General features: G+C 34.5%; 12 protein-coding genes and 1 pseudogene. 4 read left to right on the forward strand and 9 right to left on the reverse strand.

Features of this window, described 5'->3' with window-relative positions; translation table 11 throughout:
- The first annotated feature begins 109 nt into the window (after positions 1-109).
- Both GKR88_06455 and GKR88_06460 read left to right on the forward strand, forming a co-directional pair.
- Positions 110-481, forward strand: coding sequence for a transposase (locus GKR88_06455; protein ID QMU63973.1), 372 nt, complete (start codon positions 110-112; stop codon positions 479-481).
- A complete protein-coding gene (locus tag GKR88_06460; protein ID QMU63974.1) occupies positions 481-1,338 on the forward strand; it encodes an IS3 family transposase in 858 nt (285 codons plus the stop codon). The genes GKR88_06455 and GKR88_06460 overlap by 1 nt, the downstream gene beginning before the upstream one ends.
- On the opposite strand, the gene GKR88_06465 is transcribed toward GKR88_06460, so the two are convergent.
- The 4 genes and pseudogenes from GKR88_06465 to GKR88_06480 all read right to left on the reverse strand — a co-directional run bounded on the left by GKR88_06465 (position 1,314) and on the right by GKR88_06480 (position 10,339).
- On the reverse strand, positions 1,314-2,630 hold the full coding sequence (locus GKR88_06465) for a RagB/SusD family nutrient uptake outer membrane protein (GenBank protein ID QMU63975.1): 1,317 nt from the start codon (positions 2,628-2,630) through the stop codon (positions 1,314-1,316). The two genes, GKR88_06460 and GKR88_06465, sit on opposite strands and share 25 nt — an antisense overlap.
- 25 nt (positions 2,631-2,655) lie before the next feature.
- Positions 2,656-5,922 (reverse strand): annotated as a pseudogene (locus GKR88_06470) (SusC/RagA family TonB-linked outer membrane protein).
- Between the two features lie 173 nt (positions 5,923-6,095).
- Entirely contained in the window at positions 6,096-6,932 is an 837-nt protein-coding gene (locus GKR88_06475; GenBank protein QMU63976.1) for a hypothetical protein, read from the reverse strand.
- A 140-nt stretch (positions 6,933-7,072) separates the two neighbouring features.
- Positions 7,073-10,339 carry a hypothetical protein gene (locus GKR88_06480; protein ID QMU63977.1) on the reverse strand — a complete coding sequence of 1,089 codons (3,267 nt, stop codon included), beginning with the start codon at positions 10,337-10,339 and terminating at the stop codon, positions 7,073-7,075.
- Between the two features lie 427 nt (positions 10,340-10,766).
- On the opposite strand from GKR88_06480, the gene GKR88_06485 reads away from it, so the two are divergent.
- The gene (locus GKR88_06485) at positions 10,767-11,621 is read left to right on the forward strand and encodes a hypothetical protein (protein ID QMU63978.1); all 855 of its coding nucleotides are present in this window, start codon (positions 10,767-10,769) and stop codon (positions 11,619-11,621) included.
- 18 nt (positions 11,622-11,639) lie between these two features.
- On the opposite strand, the gene GKR88_06490 is transcribed toward GKR88_06485, so the two are convergent.
- Positions 11,640-12,635, reverse strand: coding sequence for a transposase (locus GKR88_06490; GenBank protein QMU63979.1), 996 nt, complete (start codon positions 12,633-12,635; stop codon positions 11,640-11,642).
- Positions 12,636-13,052: 417 nt separating this feature from the next.
- Between GKR88_06490 and GKR88_06495 the strand changes: the two genes are divergently transcribed.
- Positions 13,053-13,256 carry a hypothetical protein gene (locus GKR88_06495; protein ID QMU63980.1) on the forward strand — a complete coding sequence of 68 codons (204 nt, stop codon included), beginning with the start codon at positions 13,053-13,055 and terminating at the stop codon, positions 13,254-13,256.
- A 129-nt stretch (positions 13,257-13,385) separates the two neighbouring features.
- On the opposite strand, the gene menD is transcribed toward GKR88_06495, so the two are convergent.
- The 4 genes from menD to GKR88_06515 form a co-directional block, all read right to left on the reverse strand.
- Positions 13,386-15,050, reverse strand: coding sequence for a 2-succinyl-5-enolpyruvyl-6-hydroxy-3-cyclohexene-1-carboxylic-acid synthase (gene menD / locus GKR88_06500; protein ID QMU63981.1), 1,665 nt, complete (start codon positions 15,048-15,050; stop codon positions 13,386-13,388).
- Between the two features lie 134 nt (positions 15,051-15,184).
- A complete protein-coding gene (fsa, locus tag GKR88_06505; GenBank protein QMU63982.1) occupies positions 15,185-15,838 on the reverse strand; it encodes a fructose-6-phosphate aldolase in 654 nt (217 codons plus the stop codon).
- A gap of 89 nt (positions 15,839-15,927) precedes the next feature.
- The gene (locus tag GKR88_06510) at positions 15,928-16,203 is read right to left on the reverse strand and encodes a hypothetical protein (GenBank protein QMU63983.1); all 276 of its coding nucleotides are present in this window, start codon (positions 16,201-16,203) and stop codon (positions 15,928-15,930) included.
- A 57-nt stretch (positions 16,204-16,260) separates the two neighbouring features.
- Positions 16,261-17,187 carry a hypothetical protein gene (locus GKR88_06515; GenBank protein QMU63984.1) on the reverse strand — a complete coding sequence of 309 codons (927 nt, stop codon included), beginning with the start codon at positions 17,185-17,187 and terminating at the stop codon, positions 16,261-16,263.
- Positions 17,188-17,359: the final 172 nt, after the last annotated feature.

The raw sequence follows: 17,359 nt of genomic DNA on the forward strand, positions 1-17,359 counted from the left end.
ATTTTATAAACCGAAACTAATAGCTTACAAATCCCTTACTATGCTTATACAAACCGTTGTGTGTAATTTTGACCCGTCCTGAAATATGTATACAAAAAACAACAAGTATATGTATAAAAATGATGGATATGTAAGACGTTATAGTGAGAGTTTTAAACTCAAAGTATTAGCAGAACTTACCAAAGGAAACCATTCCAAAAGACAAATTGCCTTAACTTACGGCATACAATCTAGTACGATAAACGTATGGATTAAAAAATATGACCGTAAAGATTTAATGAACACCCGTGTAACCGTGCAAACAGACGACGAATTATCCCGTATTAAAGCCCTTCAAAAAGAGCTAAAACAACTCAAAGATCTTCTTATTAAAAAGGATCTAGATAAACTTGTGAATGATAGTTATCTTGAAGTAGCTGCTGAAAATCTTGGCTATAAAAATGTTGAAGAATTAAAAAAAAACTTAAACATAAAGCCTTAATGAAAATAGCACCGATTAATAGAAAAAAAAGAAGGTACGCCATCGCTACTATTTGTAATGCTTTCGAGTTAAAAAGAGATGCTTATTACAAATATCAAAAAAGGTTTGTTCTTAAAAAACAAATAGAACAAAATGTAATAATGCTTGTTAAAAAAAGCAGGAAAACATTACCCAGAGAAGGTACTAGAAAGCTAATGAAATCCTTACATAATGATTTTAGGAAACAGAATATAAATATAGGTAGAGACCAGTTATTTAGAATCTTAAAAGAAAATAATTTGTTAATTAGAAGGAAAAAATATTCTTCTAAAACAACCAACTCTTACCATCGTTTTTATAAATATAAAAATATCATAAAAGACCTGATCATTAATAGACCTAACCAAGTTTGGGCTTCGGATATTACCTATATAAGAACTATAAATGGATTTTGTTATTTAGCACTTATTACTGATATGTATTCAAGAAAAATAGTAGGCTATGATATTAGTGATAGTTTAGAACTTAAAGGCTGTGTTAGAGCTTTAAATAAAGCTATTTATCAAACTAAAAATACCGAAGAAATCATACATCATTCTGATAGAGGAATACAATATTGTAGCAATGTTTATACTCAAATTTTGAAAAGAAAAAAGATACAAATCAGTATGACCCAAGAAAATCATTGCTACGAAAACGCAATGGCCGAAAGAGTTAACGGAATTTTAAAAGATGAATTCTTCCTCGACCAAACATTTACAAATATCAATCACGCCAAAAAAGCAACAAAAAATGCAATCAAATTATATAATAATAAAAGATTACATTTATCTTTAGATTATAAAACACCTAATTACGTGCACAAAAATGTAGCATAAATTTTAATAATTAACTGTAGCCCTATTTTAGGACGAGACACTTCATATTCTATGACTTCAGTACCCGTAATTTGCCCTGATGGAGTGAAAACTATATAATCATCACTTGCATCGTCTACTGTTCCGTTATCATTAACTTCGGCATTGCCGTTAGTAGGCTGAGAGGTTATAGTAATTGTGAAGTCTGATCCGACTGATCCTGAACTATGGCTTATATTAAAATTAGTTGAAGGGTTAAATTTTAAGAAAAGGTGTGCTCTTACTTCATTAAAAGCTGTAACATCTCCGGCATCACCTGTACGGTTTGCCGCCTCAGCCTCAATCAGTTTCACTTCTTCATAAGAAATGAGGTTCATAGGTGCCGTTTCGGCAAAAACACCTGTATTTGATGTATTTGGTACATGGCCGCTACCATTGGCACTAAAATAAAAGGTAAACCTGTTAGCATCTCCGGGAGTAGCAATCCGTCTGGGAGTCATACCATTTAACAAGCGTACCAGGTGAGAGTTTGTAGCACCAAGATATCCGTCACGTCTGTCAACTATAAATTGATAATATAAGTTTTCAGTTCTTGTTGAAGTTGTGTGTTGGGTAACCAGGCTTTTTTGAGGTGTATTGATACCTCTTCGTGCATTGGTTAGTGCATTTGCATAATCTTTTGCAATTAAGTAATAACGCGCTTTTAAAGAATATGCAATTTCTGCCCAAGTTGCCTGGCTGGATAAACGATTTCCCGAATACAGTGAAGAACTGGCAGTACCTATATTAGAGATACCTTCATCCAGTAACGCTTGTACACCCGTAAACACAGCAGCCTGGCCATCATAAACCGGAGTAGGAAAATTGTCCGGATCACCTGCTTGTGTAAATGGAATATTGCCAAACAGCGCAGCCATTTCACCAAATAGGGCAGCTTCCGTTATTTGAGCAATTCCAACTAATTGTGTATTACCGGATTCAGTCGCCAGATTTTTTGTAAGTTGCGCCTGCTCAATACCACGAACATAAGCGTCAGCCCAGGTATCGTCATAATCTCCTGCAGTGGTTGAGTAGTTATTTACAGTCAAATACTGTCTGTCTTCTCCTGTAAAGTGGTTCATAAAGATCCCGGCATATCGGGCACTGTTTGATGTTACAAGTTGCATCCAGCCCAGTTGTGCCTGGCCGATTATCAATTCCGGAGGAGCACTTGAAAAAGCATTTGGATCCGTATTTAAATCTTCAGTATAGTTTTTACATGAAAAGGTAAAAAACGTAACTAATAAAATGCTGTATATGATTATTTTTTTCATTTTATATGTTTTAATTTATTTATTATTAAAAAGCAACACGCAATGTGGTTATAAACGATCGGGTTCCGGGATTGCTAAAATATTCCAAACCTCTTCCCTTGGACGCACCGGTTAAGTTATTGTCCGGATCAAAACCTTTTACTTTTGTCCATAAGGCAATATTTCTTCCGGAGACTCCTATTTGTACCGAATCCAAACCTATTTTATCAATGGCTTCTATGGGGAGTTCATAAAAAAGAGAGATTTCTCTCAGACGAGTCCAGGATGCATCTTCATAAAAAGGCTCCCCTACATCACCAAAACCACCTCCGTTGGTCGTCCACCATGCAGAGTCTACCGCTACGGGACCTGCACCAAAGTCGCGCTCATAACCTCTAAATGTAGTACCTGCAGGAATCATGGTGCCTGATGCATTTACCAAATTTTGAGAGGCTACTGTTTCTATGGCAGTGTCCTGATGAATTCCGAAAAAATACAGTACACCTCTGGTACCATTCCATACGTCATTACCCTGAGAAGTTTCCAGTAAAGCAGATAAAGTAAATCCTTTGTAGCTAAGGGTAGTACCTAAACTTCCTCTCCAGTCCGGATTAGGATCTCCTATATATTCTTCCGTAGTAGCTGCTGTTGGAAATCCGTTTGCATTTAAAACAAAAGATCCGTCGGCATTTCTGGCATATCTGGTACCTCTTAATACGGCAAATGGTTGCCCTTCTCCTACACCTGAAGAACTAGCGGTAAACCCATTTAGACCAAAATATGCACTCCCTGCCAAATCTTCCACAAGATTTCTATTTCTTGTAAAAGTAGCATTCATACTCCAGTTAAAATCTTCCTGTTGTATGATTCTGCCTGTAACATCTATTTCAAAACCTTTGTTGGATATTTTAGCAGCATTTCTTGACTCGGTTTCAAAACCTGTTGAAGAAGGCAGCGGTAAATCCAGTATGACATCATTCGAAGTCCTGTTATAATAAGTCGCCGAAACACTCAACCTGTTATCAAAGAAACGGGTATCAAAACCAACTTCAAATTCTTTGATACGTTCTTCTTTCAGGTTTGGGTTTCCTCTTGTAGGAGATTGTGTTAACGGGTTTCCATATAAAGCACCGTCATAACCGTCTCCCCACCCTGAAGTAACACCCCCTGTGGTAATTACCGTTTGTGTTCTGTATTAAGGAGCTTCAATACCTACTTCACCATAAGAAACTCTTAACTTACCAAAGGAAAATTTTTCAAAATTGCTTAGGTATTTGGTAAAGTTCCAACCGGCCGACGCACTGGGATAAAATATAAGCCCGGCATTTGGTAAGGTAGATACATATTCTCCTCTACCGGTTAACTCCAATAAAAACTCATCTTTATAGTCAAAATTTAATACGGCAAAAGCTCCTGATTTCCTGGTTTTTGAGCTAAAACTATCCGCATTTGAGTTTGCTGAAGTAGCATTGCCAATATTTAGAAAAATTTCGTCAGGATTGGTAAAATTAGTTTCGGTCCCGGATAATCTTCTGTAGGTATTTTGAACAAATTGCATCCCTGCCGTATAATCTAATTTTAAATCACCGGTAATATTATTATTTCCGATCAGTAAAGCCGTAAATGTTTGATTGGCTTCTGATATTCTGTCTTCATCATAAAGTCCATTGGCACCGCTACCTGCGGATCCCGATGGCCAAAAATTGACTCTGTTATCCTGATAATAATCCATACTGTAACGCCCTGTAAAGGATAAATTATCAAGTATTTCATAATTAATTTCAGGAGCTATGATAAACCTGTTAACATCGTTTAGGTTCTTTTGATTGTTCAACGTCCAAAGCGGGTTATTATAGGCGGGCGAATTATAACTAAAAGTACCGTCATTAGGGTTGAAAGTCCTTGCTGAGCCTAAATGCTGTCTGTAGCCTCTGTGAGAATTTGGTGTAGGAATACCTGCCGCATCAAAATGGGTTCCCACATAATCCCTGATATCAAAATCAGGAGAAGTTCGTAAATACCCTAAATACAAACCATTCAGGTTCGATCCTGTTTGTATACGATTGGATTCTATATTGATATACGAAGCAGACATTTTTAAAGTAAGCTTATCTGAAAAATCAGTATCGTTATTTAAACGAATGCTTGTTCTTCGGTAGTTGGAGGCTCCTCTGTAGATACCATCCTGATCCCAGTTAGAGATGCTTGCAAAAGTCCTGTTGTTTTCGCCGGAATGGCTAAAACTTACGTTATTTTCATAAGTAATACCGGTTTTAAAGACGGCATCTCTGTTCGCTTGATTAAATACTTCCCTGGAATTTTTTTGTGTAATAGGGTAGTAAAGTGTACCATCCTGAGCCTGAAAATATGCCCCGGTAGTATCTACCGTATCGGCACCACCTGATCTGTCAGCTATTTTGCCGCCGTAAGAAAATCCGATATTGGAAAGGTCTGATCCGGTTAGATGGTCAACACCTCCGGAACCCTGGCCAAAAATACCTTGTTTCTCCCACTCTCTGTTTACCTCATCGAGATAAACAGAAGATTTATAGTTGACATTCCAAATCCCTTTTCTGCCTCTTCCCCGTTTGGTTTTTATGACCAGTACTCCGTTAGCAGCCCCCGTACCATATACAGCAGCAGCAGATGCACCTTTTAAAACAGAGATAGATTCTATATCCTCCGGGTTGATATCGTTTAAACGAGATTGTTGCACCACTCCGGCCGTACCTCCGCCAATGGCAGCATTGGAGATAATGGCTCCGTCTAATACAATTAACGGGCTGCTATCACCTAAAATGGTGTTTTGCCCTCTGATCTGAATGTAAGCCCCTGCTCCCGGATCTCCGGAATTCCGGGTCACGTTAATACCGGATGTCTTACCGGATAATCCCTGTAAAACACCAGCTTCGCCTGACTTTTGAAGTTGGGCTACTTTCACTATGGAAGTAGAACTAAGATCGGCATCTTTTTTCTTTTCGATACCCAAAGCAGTCAGTACTACTTCTTCCAAAATATTAGCATCTTCAGCCATAGTTACATCAATGATACCGGAAATACCTACTGTTTTTTCCACGGTTTTGTAGCCTACATAACTAAATACAAGTACATCCCCGACCTTAACTTTAATGGAGTACTTTCCATCAAAATCTGTTTCAGTTCCGTTATTTGTATCTTTAACTAAAATACTTACTCCGGGTAAACCTCCTGAACTGTCAGAAACCGTACCAGAAACAGTTTTTTCTTGTGCAAATGATATGTGCACAGCCAACGCCAATAACAGCGTTAAAAATCCCTTGAAAATTGTTTTCATTATTTTTAAAGTTTGAATTAATTACATCAAATATCTTATATATAATGTTAAAAAAACAAATTTTATAGTTAAAAAATGTTAAATATGGTACAAAATTGTAAGGTTTTAATAAAAATGAGTTCAAAGTGTATTAAAGCTTGAAAGTATAAACTGTAGGTTTTTAGCGAGTATGCCTAAATAAGGTTGCCTTTTACACTTTTAACTTTCAAACTTTTCAACTGTATTTTTTCGAGAAAAATAAAAGTTAATATGATATAAATCAATTCAAATACAGAATATATCCCTTCAAAACTTGACTGTATCTGCTTACAAGCAATCTTACAGATACCAATCCAATGCGCTCCCGGAGTAATTTTTTTTGCCGCAAACATAAAATGTCCTTTATTGATAGAAACATAAGGGTTACAATCCCAGAATTGAGCGATAGCTATTTCTTCCGATGCATCTCCTTTTTGTCGGATTCCCATATTCACAGTATATACATCTATCAATTCTTTATAAAAGAGACTTCTTTTATCCATAGAAAACTGGGGAGGAGGTATGGGTTTGAATTGTGATGCGGAGTCTAAGGCAAATGCTCTTATTTTATTCCAATGAGGTTCTATAGCCTCCATATAGGCGGGTGGGGTAGGCTCCCATTTGGAAGGATCATCAGATAATATATTGTATTCGGGCATTGTCCGGGTTTCTTTATAATTGTCCTGATTCATCCAATGAATAACATGTTTGGATGTAGTCAGTGCATATTTCTTAGCTTGCAAAAAAACGTTAGGATTTTTAGATTTCCACTGTTTATATAAGCTATCTCCGTAGGAAGTAATTTTTTCTCTGGAAAAAACTAATTCTTTTGCTACATCCAAATAAGCAATCATGGCGGCTAATCTTATGTTTACATTCTCAAAACCTTCATCAAAAGAGATTTTGTGGAATGCATGTAGTTGTCCGGCCAGAGATTTGTACACCGTACTGTTTTGGTTCAAAGTTTCGTAAGCAGCTATATTAGGATACACATATATTCTGCTGGCAACCGGAGGGGAAAAAACATCATGGACCATTACCTCAGTTAACTTGTCGACTGTATGATGATAATCGTCAAGATGAGTTCATAAACAATTAAAATGGCGATTATTGTTTTTTGAAAGGTCATTTGTTAATTTTTGTAAGAATACAGTTTTAAACTGTCGTTATTAGACAAGACAAGAAGTATGTTTTTGTCTTTCATCGAAATAGAAGCTGTTTTTTTAATTTGACTATTAAAAGGTTCAATTCCCAAAGTAGAAGAAGGAATATAATCTGAATTTGTCTTAACTAACAAACCTTTTAGAGAGGTATACGCTCCATGATATGTATTCACTTTTTCCGAATTTCCGCTTACAAGTAATTGTTGCTCCCCGTTAATAGTAACCTCGGAAAAAGAGTTGACAGGCCCTAATTGAAAATCTTTAGGGAGCGGGACAAAATTTTTGAAATTGCCGTTTTTGTTTTCAATATAGCCGGAAACCAACGTATGAACTTCATATTTCCCCGAGTTTTCTACACCAAACTTAGTCAATACTTTTTCAACAGGCTGTAGCGCAAAATCTTTATATTTTATGTAACGTACATTGATGATGTTCATTTGAGAAGCCAATTCATCTTTGGAGTTAACAGGATAATATTTCCCATGAACAGGATATGCCAAAACGGTTTCATATTTTCCATTGGAGTCGAAATCATTATGATATAGAAGTAGCGGTTTATTGGCACTGGCATAGAATTTCGTATTCAATCCCCAGTTGCCCAAGACAATATCCTGATCACCGTCTTTATCTATATCATAGCCGGTAACGGATTGCCATAGCCCGTTTAGATTTTCCGGAATTTCGGCAGCTAAGAGCTTTCCTTTATGATTCATATATATTTTCGGGCTGTCCCATTCCGTAGAAATTAAAAGATCTTTATAACCATCTTCATTCATATCCTGCCAGATTGCTGACGTAACTTTGGAAATTAAAGTAAAATCAGTATCCTTTGAAAAGTTTCCTTTCCCGTCATTAACCAACAGGTAAGAGGCTACATGTAAACCAAAGTTATTGGGTTGTGATAGGTTTCCAACAAATAAATCCTCATCACCGTCATGGTCATAATCATAAGCAGCTACACAGGAAGTATTTAAGTTATTTGATGGAATTTGATAAGTCGCTTTTTTAAATACTCCGTCATTATTTATATACAATCTATCTGCTTTGGTAGTTTCCAAAGCACTGATTCCTGATGCGACGTATACATCCAAATCGTTATCATTATCCGCATCAAAAAAAACAGCAGCGTTATCTTCAAATACAGCATCTTTTTCAATTTCGGGAATTGCAGCTTTTGTAAAACCATGTCCGTTATTCATAAAAAGTACCGCTTTTTTACCCGAAGCATTCCCTATAAAAACATCTTCAAACCCATTACCATCCATATCTGCTATGGCAATTGCAGGCCCTAGTGTAGATACTTTATAAGGTATTAACCGTTCGATATTAAAATCGTTGTAAGTATCTTCCGAATGCACAAAATCCATCATGGCTACTTTTGTAAAGTAAGATGATGAATTGGTATTCGGTTTGCGGTAGCTATGGATTTGATTTTTTGGCAGGTACTTAACAGTGAGTTTTTGATTAGGAGCGGGATTTATAATTTTCTGAAAGGTACGATCCGGCCAGATAATCCGAATGGAATCGATATTTTTTATAGTATCTAAACCAAAATGAAGCGTATGACCTACGGAAGATAAAAAACCACGTGATTTAAATAACTGTTTTAGTTGCGAATTTGTTTGAGTATAGACAATGGCTTTTGTACCTATACCCTCCTGGTTTCCTTTTTTATAATCGAATTTTAGAGAAATATAATTTTTAGCATTATTACTTGTGTTTTCATAGATACCTGCAAAATCATTTAAATTGTTTAAAACCAAATCCAAATCTCCGTCCAGATCCAGATCTGCATATATTGCTCCGTTTGTTAAGGAGGGTTTTTCCTGGATCCAAGAACCTGTTTTGTTGGTAAACTTTTGGGAGTTTCCTTTAAAAATTTGATTTGCCACTTTGCCGCTAGGCATTTCATTAATTGAATTATATAACCATTTTAAACCTTCTTTTCCCGTACCTTTATTTTTAAAAGTACTCGCCACATATTTTTTAAAATCCAGATCATTAGGCCTTCTTAATATGCCATTGGTTATAAATAAATCCTGATGTCCGTCGTTGTCAAAGTCAGCGATCAAAGGTGCCCAACTCCAGTCAGTATCCGCAATATTATTAAATAAGGCTGATTCGTGAAAATATGCACCGCCATTATTTATCTGTAACATATTGCGAGAGTACTGATCTTTATATCCGAGTTTTTTCAGCCGCTCCTGAAGGTTAAACATAGCATCGTCTCCTTCGGATTCTTTAATTACCCGTTCGTTTTTCGGTAGCATATCCAGGGTGATGAGGTCCTGATAACTGTCTCCGTTAATATCCGCTACATCGCTGCCCATAGAAAATCTGCTGATGGTAGAGAATGCTCCTGACAAACTCTCTGCAAATGTCCCGTCCTGATTGTTGATATAATAATAATCATCCTCATGAAAGTCATTACAAACATAAATATCATCCCATCCGTCATTGTTGTAATCGGCTATAGCGGCACTTAATCCATATCCGTTAACCCCTCCGAAAATACCGGCTTTTTGACTGACATCCGTAAACGTTCCACCATTGTTTTGGATCAACACATCTCCAACCATAGGAGCTCGCTTATTCCTTTGGTGAGCGGGTCCGTGAGAGACAATTGTGTGTACCGCATGATTGACAATGTATACATCCAGATCATTGTCTTTATCATAATCAAAAAAGTAAGCCTGTGTAGAGTATCCTTTAAAATCGAGCCCATATTCTTTTGCTTTTTCCGTAAAAGTACCATCTCCGTTGTTTATAAATAATTCGTTATGTCCTTTAAAATCCAAAAGGCCGGAAACAGAACAAAGATAAATGTCCAAATACCCATCATTATTAATATCTACCATAGTAACTCCGGTATTCCAACTGGCATCGCTCTGGATATTAGCTTGTTGAGAAATATCCTCAAATGTTAAATTTCCTTTATTGAGATAGAGTTTATTTTCATTAGTATTTGATGCAAAATATAAATCCGGAAGTCCGTCATTATTCACATCCCCGGTAGCGACCCCACTTCCGTTATAATAATAAATATAATTGATAATACTGTGTTCTGCATCCTCTGTCAAGGTATTTTTGAAATCAATACCCGTTTGATCTTTTGAAAGCTCTTTAAATAAATAAGATATCTCTTCGGATTTTTTGGAGCACCCTAAAAAAAGCAAAGTCATTACTATTATTTCAACAGCTATTTTTCTGAAAAAAAGAATACTATTTCCCCACATATCTTAAAAGAATTGAATAAACCTGAAACTTTTCAACTTTGAACTTTAAACTATATAGTACACACCATATTCTCATAATTATACCCGAAACACATTAAGTTTGTCAGTTTCAAAGATAGAAAAAATTACATTTTGTTAAATAAAAGTTAAAGTAGTATTCTATTAATGGATTCATCTTGACTTTTTCTATTTCGTGAAACTTTTTAACTATGGATGTTCATTTTTTAAAATGAATTTCTTTTATTTGAATTTGTTTAAGCTCTTTGGATGTAAGCGAAAATTAGAAGTTTTTAGTACTGTTAAAAGCTTTTTTGAGTTATATGATGATGGCTATGCAAGGAAAAAAAACAAAAACAGAACAGAAAATACCCATTTTTAACAAATTGAAAAAGATTAAGCGAGTTCATTGCATAAAACTTAGTATAAAATGAAAAAATTACTCTTTTTTTTAATCATTGTCTGTACATATACTGCTTTTGGTCAACGGTTTATTACCAAAAAATATTCATCTGAATTTTTAGGGGGTACCAGAAATATAAAAATCTATTTACCGGAAGGTCATGACACCGATTCTATTTCTAATTACCCGTTAGCCATTGTGTTAGATGCCAAAAAATTATTTGATTTATATGTTGGCAATTCAAAATTATTTGCTGAAACCGACAAAGCACCTAAACAAATAGTTGTGGGTATTGATATGAAAGAGACAAGAGCGAAAGACGTTTCTTTTAGCCTCTTAAATAGTAACCTTACAAAAAATAGCTCGAATTTTTACCTGTTTATCAGAGATGAATTAATTCCGTTTGTAGAGGGGGCATATAAGACTTCTCCTTTTTTAACTATAGTAGGGCAGGGGGCTGCAAATTTCATTACACATTTCTTAAGAGAGGCTACCCCGATTTTTAATGCGTATATATGCTTAAGCCCTACATTTTCTCCTGATGTTAACAAAAAAGTAGAGACGTATAAACTCGGTCGGCTAAAAAGAGAAGATAATACTTTTTATTTCTATGTCACCAGGGATCCTTATAAGAATAAAAAAGGACAGGTTCTGATTGATCAATTTGGCCGGTATTTGCAGAGTTTTGGAGTTCCAAACTTTAATGTTGTTTTTGATGAATTTAGAACATCTGCTAACTCACCTTCTATTATAAGTGAAGGTATGGGAAGGGCTTTTGCTAAAATCTTTGAAATTTATTCCGGAATTTCCAAACTTGAATTTGAAGAAAAGATAAAAAATTTAACTCCCCCGTATTCTATGATAAAAACAAGTAAAAGTTGAGATATTATTTTTACTAATTTATGCAGCAAATTTAAAAGTATCTACATAGGGTGTTTGTCGTTTGACAACGGCAAACACTCTTGCTATTAATTTGTTTCTAATAATGTTAACGGTACTCATTTTACTTTTGCCTTGTTTTATTCTTTTATGATAGTATAATTTCATTTCTGGGTTATGTTGTATAGCAGAAATAGCGCACATATTAATAATTGCTTTCAATTTTTTATTAGCCAAATGAGAGACTTTTGTACGTCCTTTAATACTAGTTCCAGATTGGTAAGGAAAAGGAGCAACACCACAATAAGAGGCAAACTTTCTCCAGTTTTCAAATTTTGAAAAATTGTCAGTAAACACAATCATCATTATAGCAGTTTGCATTCCTATACCTTTAACACTAGTAACAAGTTTATAGGTTTCTTTTAACATTATATTTTGGTCAATAATAGCTTGCATTTGAGTATTAATCTTGTGTATTTGTTTGGTTAGTTCTGCAATCATTTTTTGTTGAACGTCAAAGATTATTTTATACTCTTTTGCTTTATAAATTCTTTTTTGTTCTTTCAAAGTAACTTTAAAACCAGCTCTTTGTTTGTTAAGTTTTGTCCTTAAAGATAAGAGACTTTTTAGTTGTAATATACTTCTTTTAGGTAGCTTACTGGGTTTAAGTTCTTCTTTTAATCGATACCCATATAGAGCAATGCGTTTGGCATCAATTTGGTCATCCTTTCCACGAGCAATACCAATAGATCTTTTAATTTCTAAACCAGAAGCTATGAAAAAAGATAATTTTTGTTCAGTTAAAGACACAGATAATAAATGAGAGTACATTCCTGTATGTTCAAATACAAACATGGTTTCTTCTTTAGAGAAAGACGAATTTTTAAAACTCCACTTTAGCATTAATTTAAATCCAGATTTACTGTTCTCAAACTGTTGAACAATTTGTTTAGAATAGATACAAACATCAATTAATAATTTACTGACATCGATTCCGATAATTTCATTTGTTTTCATAATTTTGTAATTAGATATTAATAATAGTTACTTAAACTAAGACCTTTAATAAGGGCAGAAACTGAAATTCTATATGGTTCTAAGTAACTTTTAAAAAGAACGGAGACTAATACGGGGGATGGCTCTAAAAAGCTAGCTGGCCGCTAAAGTTCACTCCGTTCTTTTGTGTTTTTGGTTATCAACAAAATAAGAGTTATTAACAAAGAAAAAAAGAAGCAAAAAAAGAAATTTCATCATAACTATTATGTTTTTATTTTAAGTAATTATTTCTATTTGCTAATCTAAAGGGATGCTATTACTTATCTGGAAACCAAATACTTAAATATTGAATTTTTATTTGGATCAAATATTGGAATTAGAGAGCAGGATATTTTTGCCATAGAAAATATTATTATCGATAAAGAGGATGGTGATTATTTGGATGATTTTGGTAAAATGATTTTAAATGTGTATCCAAAATCTCATTTGGGGGACTATTATATAGGCCTCTATTATGAAACAGGGAAAAATTATAAAAAAGCTTTGGAGATATACAGAAGGGCATATAATAAAATGAATCCTGATGATCCAAATGCAGATTTATTTTATCAAAATATAGAACGGGTTTTAGAAAAACGGTAAATTCCAACTCAAGGCAGGCTGACCTTCAATAGTTATATCTACCTTGTTTCGGGTTTAATACCAAAATGAATACTAAAATAACTCAAACTTTGAAATTTTCCTTACACAATCTTTAGACCATTTTAGTATTCATTTTGGTATAATGTAGTTGATGTACTCTTTTAATATTTTGTCATTGTCTTTATCGGGTGTAGCTATTTCCAGTAGTTTCGGGCGATCTGATTTCTGATAGAATTTTCTTAATTGAATATCAACAGATGCTATATCTGATGCAAAGCCATAGTTAAAATTAAACATTTTACATAGATGTGCTGCTGTTAAACAGTGTGGTGTTTCAAAAAAATGTAATGAGTTGGTTGCCGAAGGCCCGGGAATAATCCTAAATATTCCGCCTCCTGAATTATTTATCAGGATGATTCTAAAATCGTTTGGGATATATGCATTCCACAATGCATTACTATCATAGAAAAAACTTAAATCTCCGGTAATCAGTGTTGTGTTTCCACTATAGGCAACCGCCGCCCCGACAGCAGTGCTTGTACTTCCGTCTATTCCGCTGGTTCCTCTGTTGCAAAATACGTTCAGAGTGCTATTCATTTTAAATAATTGAGAATAACGAATAACGGCACTGTTGCTAAAATGTACTTGTGTGTTATCAGGAATTACAGCTAATACTCTCTCAAATACTTTTAAGTCCGAATAGGGCGCCGTTTGTAAATATTCTTTGTGCTTTTTATCAATATGATTTCTAAAATGCAGCCAATCTTTTTGATAATCACTTTCCAAGGACTGGGTTATTTTTAAAAACTGTTCAAAAAAAGTAACGGGTGCTGTTTGTATGTGTTCTGACAAACAAAAATAGGTATCCGGTGCTTTTAATTCGCTAACATGCCAATGGTGCTTTGGCTGATAATTTCTTAAAAACCGTTTGACTTTTTTAGAAACTACAAACCCTCCGAAGGAGAGCAAAATGTCCGGGCTTAAATTTGTAAATTGCTCATCGGTTAAAGAAAAAATAAGGTTGTCAATATCATTTATAAATCGGCTGTTGTGTACATTAGAGGTAGTTTCCGTAAATATCAGAACACTTGAATCTTCCACTATCTTGTTTAGCATTTTCTCCACCTCCTTATTTGGATAATGAACGCCTACTAAGATGAGTTTTTTGGAAGCTAAATTCCATATATTGACCAACTCGGCATAATCAATTTCGACCTCTTTTTTTTCTTTTAAAATAACTTTTGAGAATTGATTTTCCGGTAATTCCGGTACTGTTTCATATAGGGGCTCATCAAAAGGAATGTTGATATGTATCGGTCCCCTTTTCGTATACATATTTTGAAAAGCATTCTGTAATTCCCAAATATTGAACGTCATCGATTCATTATCATCCGCCAAATTAGCAGCATAAAGAATGTGGTTTTTAAACACATTTTCTTGCCTAATGGTTTGCCCGTCTCCGATATCTGTCAAATGTTTGGGCCTGTCTGCAGAAATAATTACCAGGGGAATATGACTATAAAATGCTTCGGCAATAGCAGGATAATAATTTAATAGTGCAGACCCTGAAGTACACAAAACAATAACAGGCTGTTGTTTTTGTTGTGCAATTCCCAATGCAAAAAAAGCTGCACAACGCTCATCCACAATACTGTAGGTTTCAATACCTGAGTGGTTAAAAAAGCCAATAGTTAGCGGAGCATTTCTGGATCCCGGAGAGATAACAGCAATGGTTGCTTTAAAATGATGGCAAGCAGAAAGTACTAATTGCGCAAGTTGTTTTTTAGGATACATTTTTTTAGTTGCAAAGTCGAAAAAGTTTGCAAATTATTAAGGCTAAAATACTATTAATGAGTCATTGTGAATACCACCACAGCAAATAAATAATACACTAGCTTTCACCATTTTCAATTTTGATGAATTCTATGTTAATTTCCTTTTTTGTAGTCTGCTAAAAATTTAGCCAAACCAATATCCGTAAGCGGATGCTTTAATAAACCCTCTATGGCACTTAAAGGTGCTGTCATTACATCAGCTCCCCGTTTGGCACAATCTATAATATGCATGGTATGGCGTACTGAAGCAGCGAGAATTTCCGTTTCGAACATATGGTTGTCGTAAATTTGACGTATTTCCGCAATCAAATTCAAACCACCGGTAGAGATATCATCTAACCTTCCGATAAATGGCGATACGTATGTTGCTCCTGCTTTGGCAGCCAACAACGCCTGACCTGCCGAAAAAACCAATGTTACATTGGTTTTAATCCCTTTATTAGAAAAATATTTACACACTTTTACCCCTTCTTTAATCATAGGTAGTTTTACCACAATCTGAGGGCTTAATGCTGCCAATACTTCCCCTTCTTTTACCATTCCTTCAAAATCCGTGGAAATAACCTCTGCTGATACATCGCCCTCAACAATATCGCAAATGGCTTTATAGTGATTGAGAATATTTTCCTTACCGGTAATACCCTCTTTAGCCATCAAAGAAGGGTTGGTCGTTACTCCATCTAAAATGCCTATGGTTTCAGCTTCCCGTATCTGATTTAAGTTTGCCGTATCAATAAAAAACTTCATCTGTTGTGCTTTATATTTTTCATAGCAAAAGTACATGAATTTTTTCATTTGAAAATTCATAAAAAACAATTAGCCATCCCCTGTTTTTTTTAGCTGAATAATAAATTGGTTTGCCCGCTATTATCTTTAGGCGGGTTGGTGTTTATTTTCCATCTAATTCTAGTAGGCATCAATAAAATTGAGACTACTTTTGATATTTTATAGTATATAAAGTTTGTAAGTTCTCTAATAGTATACTTGTTAAGGTAGTTGTATCCAGCGTCTAGTAACAAATTAAAATGTAATGCTTTCATTTTTTTGTAAATCATAAACATGGCCACTGTAAGTGTAGCGAGCATAGATTGTACTCCATCAAAAGTTTTCATTTGTATGTCTTCCAATTTGTATTCTTGTTTTATGTGTCTGTGATATTCTTCTATTTTCTAACGTAATCCATACCCTTTAAAAGCCCATTTAGCTACTTCTATAGCACTAGATAGATTACTTTTTACCATTAAATAACAAAGACCTCCATGTTTTTTGTTTCTTGAAATTACTAGCCATAATGGATAACTAGTTCCTTTTATACTATAGCCTATTGGAACAACTCCTAATTCATAATCAACAAGAACAGGTTTGTCTTTCTTTATTTTGACTACTGTCTGAGTTATTGAAAAATTCACTTTCTTGACTAGTTGATTTACTTGATATTGTTCTTGTTTGTATAATAGAGATGTATTTTTTTTTAAGCGAATAATAGCTTGTGAAGAGTTACTGATAAAGAAATCTTTCAAAATAGTAGTATCTGCTCCTCTATCAAAAACCCAACAGCCTTTATCTTCTAGATGTTCTTTAACAGATCTAACAGCTTTCTTTATCTCATTATTACTACTTAATGCTCCCATTTCATAGCTATATGCTTTACTATAAAGAGGAGTTATCTCATTATGAATGTTAATTGCATTGATGTTCAGAACATTGTACCCAAGACCTATTGTTCCTGTATCTCCATTTTTCACAAACTCTAAACCCTCCATATATTTGGCGTGTTTCTTGCTAATATCAGTACCACCAATCAATATAAAATCATCTTTTGAAATACTAGAACTTGCTAATCTAAGATGAGAATCAAGAACTTTATCTGCGTAATCAAACTTTAAATATTGAGCTGAAAGACGTTTGCAAACATCTTTTAGCTTTAAGGACTCTCTAAGCGAAGCTGCTATTTGATTGACAAAGACAGTTTTGGATTTTAGAACCCCTAAAACCATATCTCTTAAACAACGCCTTTCTGGTTTTGTCATTGCCATATCTGCTGAAAAATAATTACTCAATTGGGTTTGTATCTTTTTTGTTAGTATATTGTCCATCTAAACTGTTTTTTAAGTCAATTTTGATTTTTTTGCAATAACAAAATACAACTTTTTAAACAGTTTTCCGTTTTTATTTGACTTGAAAACACTAGTGAAATTAATACATCGTAGAAATATCAATCAAGTTTTCAGGGGATGGCTAATTTATGAGTATACTCGATGTGTAATA

It is taken from the genome of Flavobacteriaceae bacterium (genome assembly GCA_014075215.1).
GTDB lineage: Bacteria > Bacteroidota > Bacteroidia > Flavobacteriales > Flavobacteriaceae > Polaribacter.

What these genes read in the sequence shown, in the direction of transcription:
- GKR88_06455 (QMU63973.1), top strand. Translation starts at nt 110, where the DNA reads ATGTATAAAAATGATGGATATGTAAGACGTTATAGTGAGAGTTTTAAA.
- menD (QMU63981.1), bottom strand. Translation starts at nt 15,050, where the DNA reads ATGTATCCTAAAAAACAACTTGCGCAATTAGTACTTTCTGCTTGCCAT.
- GKR88_06515 (QMU63984.1), bottom strand. Translation starts at nt 17,187, where the DNA reads ATGGACAATATACTAACAAAAAAGATACAAACCCAATTGAGTAATTAT.
- GKR88_06465 (QMU63975.1), bottom strand. Translation starts at nt 2,630, where the DNA reads ATGAAAAAAATAATCATATACAGCATTTTATTAGTTACGTTTTTTACC.
- GKR88_06460 (QMU63974.1), top strand. Translation starts at nt 481, where the DNA reads ATGAAAATAGCACCGATTAATAGAAAAAAAAGAAGGTACGCCATCGCT.
- GKR88_06480 (QMU63977.1), bottom strand. Translation starts at nt 10,339, where the DNA reads ATGTGGGGAAATAGTATTCTTTTTTTCAGAAAAATAGCTGTTGAAATA.
- GKR88_06510 (QMU63983.1), bottom strand. Translation starts at nt 16,203, where the DNA reads ATGAAAACTTTTGATGGAGTACAATCTATGCTCGCTACACTTACAGTG.
- GKR88_06490 (QMU63979.1), bottom strand. Translation starts at nt 12,635, where the DNA reads ATGAAAACAAATGAAATTATCGGAATCGATGTCAGTAAATTATTAATT.
- fsa (QMU63982.1), bottom strand. Translation starts at nt 15,838, where the DNA reads ATGAAGTTTTTTATTGATACGGCAAACTTAAATCAGATACGGGAAGCT.
- GKR88_06485 (QMU63978.1), top strand. Translation starts at nt 10,767, where the DNA reads ATGAAAAAATTACTCTTTTTTTTAATCATTGTCTGTACATATACTGCT.